At 63.2% G+C, this 4,468-nt stretch carries 1 protein-coding gene and 1 pseudogene; one reads left to right on the forward strand and one right to left on the reverse strand.

Features of this window, described 5'->3' with window-relative positions:
• Nucleotides 1-131: 131 nt before the first annotated feature.
• Nucleotides 132-896: pseudogene (gene xth, locus AC1DT2_RS16415) on the reverse strand (exodeoxyribonuclease III); the annotation flags it as partial.
• Between the two features lie 475 nt (nucleotides 897-1,371).
• On the opposite strand from xth, the gene AC1DT2_RS16420 reads away from it, so the two are divergent.
• The gene (locus tag AC1DT2_RS16420; protein ID WP_477297489.1) at nucleotides 1,372-4,416 is read left to right on the forward strand and encodes a TonB-dependent receptor; all 3,045 of its coding nucleotides are present in this window, start codon (nucleotides 1,372-1,374) and stop codon (nucleotides 4,414-4,416) included.
• Nucleotides 4,417-4,468 lie beyond the last annotated feature (52 nt).

Consider the following 4,468-nt stretch of genomic DNA (forward strand, 5'->3'; position numbering starts at 1 on the left):
GGACTTGGGCGGGTGGTGGCAAGTGCGGGTTGCAGGGTGCGGGCATGCGTAAACGCTTACATTGGCGTTTGGACGCGAATTAACCGATTTCAGCCAGCGCGGGGGCCGGGTTTCGCCCGTTTCGTTGCCGCCAACTCGACCCACGTAGGGGCATGGTCGCTGGCCTTGGGCAGGTCACGCACCCAGCGGTCCACATTGGCATCCTTCAACCGGGCGGCTAGATCCTTCGACAGGAGCAGGTGGTCGATGCGCAGGCCCCGGTCACGGGGCCAGTGCTGGCGAAAATAGTCCCAGAAGGTGTAGATGCGCTCGTCGGGGTGCCTCTGGCGCAGGGCGTCGGTCCAGCCCTGGGCCAGGAGGCGGGCATAGGCCTCCCTGCTCTCCGGCTGGAGCAGGGCATCGCGGCGCCAGCCCTTGGGGTCGTAGATATCCTCGTCCGTGGGCACGACGTTGTAGTCACCCGCCAATACCACGGGGTGACCGCTTTTCATCAAGGCCGAAGCGTGGCGCAGGAAGCGTTCGAACCACGCCAGCTTGTAATCGAACTTCGGGCCTGGCTGCGGGTTTCCGTTGGGCAGATAGAGGCAGCCCACCAGCACCCCATGCGCCGCCGCCTCGAGGTATCGGCTCTGCGTGTCCTTCGGGTCGCCGGGCAAGCCGCGCCGGCTCTCGACCGGGTCCACCCCCTTCGCCAGGATAGCCACCCCGTTCCAGGAGGTCTGGCCCGCCCAGAGGGCGCCGTAGCCGGCGTTGTTGATCGCGTCGACCGGAAAGGCCGCGTCCGTCGACTTCAGCTCCTGCAGGCAGGCAATGTCCGGCGCCTCCCGCTCCAGCCAGGCAAGCAGATGGTCGAGGCGCGAGCGGATCCCGTTGACGTTGAAGGTGGCGATCTTCATGGGGCGCAATGTCGGGCACCCCCGGTCGACGCCCGGTGATGGCGGCGCTCGACTTTTCTGGCACGGGATTTGCCACGATCCAAGACCGAGGACATTTTGTAAAGGTGAATTACCAAACCACCCGTTTTTTTCGGTTTTCTTTACGGGCCTCGAAGAGCCGCCCCGCCTTGGTTCCATGCCATGTCCTATAAGTACAAAAAACCACCCAAATACCCATAGTTACACCGTTTTCTGCTGCGCCGCGCCATTCCGTTTAGACGGCTGGACGGCCATCCAAACGCCCGTTCGAAGCTCTGGACATCTCGAGGCGCCTGCTGTAAACCGTCAGACCAGTTCATTTGGATCGAGACAAATGAACGTTTCAGCGATGGAGTGCGGGGAGGGGTCTTCGGGGCTCCGTTCACGGCGATAGGCGGGGGCCCGTCGCCGCAGTCCCGTGCTGCCGTCATTTCGGGGCATACATTTCGGGGAAGGCATGAAAAACCAGTTTCTTTTTCGCAGGAGCGCACTCGCACTGGCGGTATGTACGTGCCTGGGCGGCGTTTCGAGCGTCTATGCGCAGTCCACTACCGGCAGCCTCAACGGCAGCGTTCCGACCGGCGGCAATGAGACCGTCGTGGTCGAAAGCGGGACAGGCTTCCGCCGCGAGTTCGCGGTGGACGCACGCGGCCGCTACGCCGCCAACCAGCTCCCGCTGGGCACCTATACGGTGACCCTCATGCGCGACGGTGCCGTTGCCGATTCACGCAAGGACGTCACGCTTCGCGTCGGCGCCAGCACTGATGTCTCCTTCAACGCGCCGGCGGCACAAGGTTCCGCGACGCAAACCGACGCGACCAGCCTCGCTGGCGTGACCGTAAGCGGTACCGTCCTGCCGAGCATCGACGTCACCTCGGTCGACTCGCGCACCGTCATCACCTCCGAGCAGCTCGCCAAGCTGCCCTTGGGTCGCAGCGCGGAAGCCATCGCGCAGCTCGCTCCCGGCGTCGTCAACAACGGCGGCGGCTTCAAGAGCGACAACGGTAATTCGGTCGTCAGCTTCGGCGGTGCCGCCGCCAACGAGAACGCGTATTACATCAACGGTTTCAACACCACCGATCCGCTCAATGCTATGGGTGGCCTGCAGCTGCCCTATGGCGCGATCGACCAGCAGGAGGCTTACACGGGTGGCTACAGCGCCCAGTACGGCCGTTCCGACGGTGGCGTGATCAGCCAGGTCGGCAAGCGCGGTACGAACGAATGGCACTTCGGCGCTCAGGTGCTCTGGGAGCCGGAGTGGGCGCGCGCCTCGGGCCCGAACCTGCATTACAGCAACACGCCGGCCTCGGCCCCGGCAGGTGACCTGTACCAGCCGAAGAGCCAGGACACACAGTGGACCACGACCACCAGCATTTACGCCGGTGGCCCGCTGATCAAGGACAAGCTGTTCTTCTTCGTCGCCGGCGAATTCGAGAAGGAGAGCCAGCGCAACGTCAACGAAGTCGGCAACACCACGCCCGCATCTGACAACACTTACAAGAACCCGCGCTGGTACAGCAAGCTCGACTGGAACATCACCGACAGCAACATCCTCGAACTCACCAGCGTGGGCGACAAGCACGAGGGCTCGGGTACGCGTTACAAATACGATTACGCGAACCTTGCGCGCACCACGACCATCGGTCCGGTAGACGACACGAAGACCGGCGGCGACCTGTGGGTGGCCAAGTACACCGGCTACATCACCGACAATCTCACCGTGAGCGCCACCTACGGCAAGATGTCCAGCAAGAACTACGACCAGGCCGGCGATTACGACCCGACCCTCGCACGCGTGGATAGCTCGACCCAGCAGAATCCCGCGCTGAACGGTGGCAAGCCTATCCAGAACAGCCAGGTCGCTGACATCAGCTTGCCGGGCCGTGGCAACAAGACCAACAACCTGCGCTTCGATGTCGCCTACACGGCCGGCGATCACACGATCTCCGTCGGTATCGACAACGTGAAGTCGCAGATCCTGGACTTCGGCACCAACAGCCCCGGTCCGGGCTATACCTGGACGTATGGCGTGCAGAAGGACCCGACCGTCGCCATCGACAACACACCGGGCCAGAACTTCGTGCCGGCGCCGGCCCTGTTCCCGAATGGCCAGAGCGGTTACTGGGTCAACAAGGCCGTCGTCGCGAACGCGGTGAACGTGCGCTCCGACCAGAAGGCGCAGTACATCGAAGACAAATGGCAGGTCAGCGATCGCTGGCTGGTCTCCATTGGCCTGCGCAACGACCAGTTCACCGACTACAACCAGAATGGCGAGGCCTTCATCAAGCAGACCTCACCACAGTGGGCTCCGCGCCTGGGTGCCGCGTGGGACGTCAACGGTGACGGCAGCTTCAAGGTCTACGCCAACGCGGGCCGCTATTACCTCGGCCTGCCCCTCAACCCCGCTACCGGCGCTGCCGCTGGCTACACGGCAACCCAGCAGTACTTCACGTACTCCGGCATCGACCCGGTGACCGGTGCGCCGACGGGTCTCACGCAGTTCAGCAATGTCGTATCGGGCAACAACTCGTACGGTATTGCTCCTGACCCGCGCACGGTTGCCGGCAAGGGCCTGAAGGCCGAGAACCAGGACGAGTACATCGTAGGCTTCGACAAGACGCTCACCGAGAACTGGACGTACGGCGCCAAGCTGACGGTCCGCAAGCTGAACTCGGTCATCGATGACTTCTGCGATATTGGCCTGGTAACCGACAAGGCTGCCGCGCTCGGCTATACCGTGGGTTCGACCAACAGCTGCTACCTGGTGAACGGTGGTCAGGCCAACACCTTTACCGTTCTCGATACGAGCGGGAATGCGCAGGAAGTGCCGCTCAGCCGCGAAGAGATGGGCATGCCGAAGCCGAAGCGTCGCTACTACGCCGCGGAGCTTTACATGACGCATGAGTTCGACGGCGTCTGGTACGGCAAGTTCGACTATGTGTTCTCGCGCTCGTACGGCGATACCGAGGGCCAGTCCCGCACCGATACGCGTCAGAACGGTGCCGCCGGCAGCGTCGACTGGGACAACCAGTACGTCATGGCCAATTCCAATGGCGAGCTCGGCAACGACCATCCCCATGTGTTCAAGGCCTACGGCTACTGGCAGATCGCTCCTGAGTGGCAGGCGTCAGGCAACTTCACGGCCGCCAGCGGCGGCCCGCAGAATTGCCTCGGCTACTACGGCGACGGCGTCACCAACCCGGATCCGGCGCACTACGGCAGCTCGTACCACTCGTGCGATGGCAAGCCGTCGCCTCCGGGTTCCGCGGGTCGTCTGCCCTGGACCTTCCAGCTGGATCTCGGCGTCACGTACCGTCCGGAGTGGGCGGCGTCGAAGCTGGCGTTCTCTGCGAATGTGTTCAACGTGCTGAACGAGCAGCGTGCGACGTTCCGTTACCCGACCGAGTACAGCTCGCCTGGTACGCCGCATCCGTACTACGGCGTTGCACTGATCACCCAGGACCCGCGTTACGCGCGCCTGGCTGTGTCGTACGACTTCTAAGAACGCTGAAACCCTTTTACATCCCTGTGTAACTCTTGCGCCCCCTTCGGAC

It is taken from the genome of Luteibacter sp. P4_E6 (assembly GCF_056401535.1).

What these genes read in the sequence shown, in the direction of transcription:
- AC1DT2_RS16420 (WP_477297489.1), top strand. Translation starts at nt 1,372, where the DNA reads ATGAAAAACCAGTTTCTTTTTCGCAGGAGCGCACTCGCACTGGCGGTA.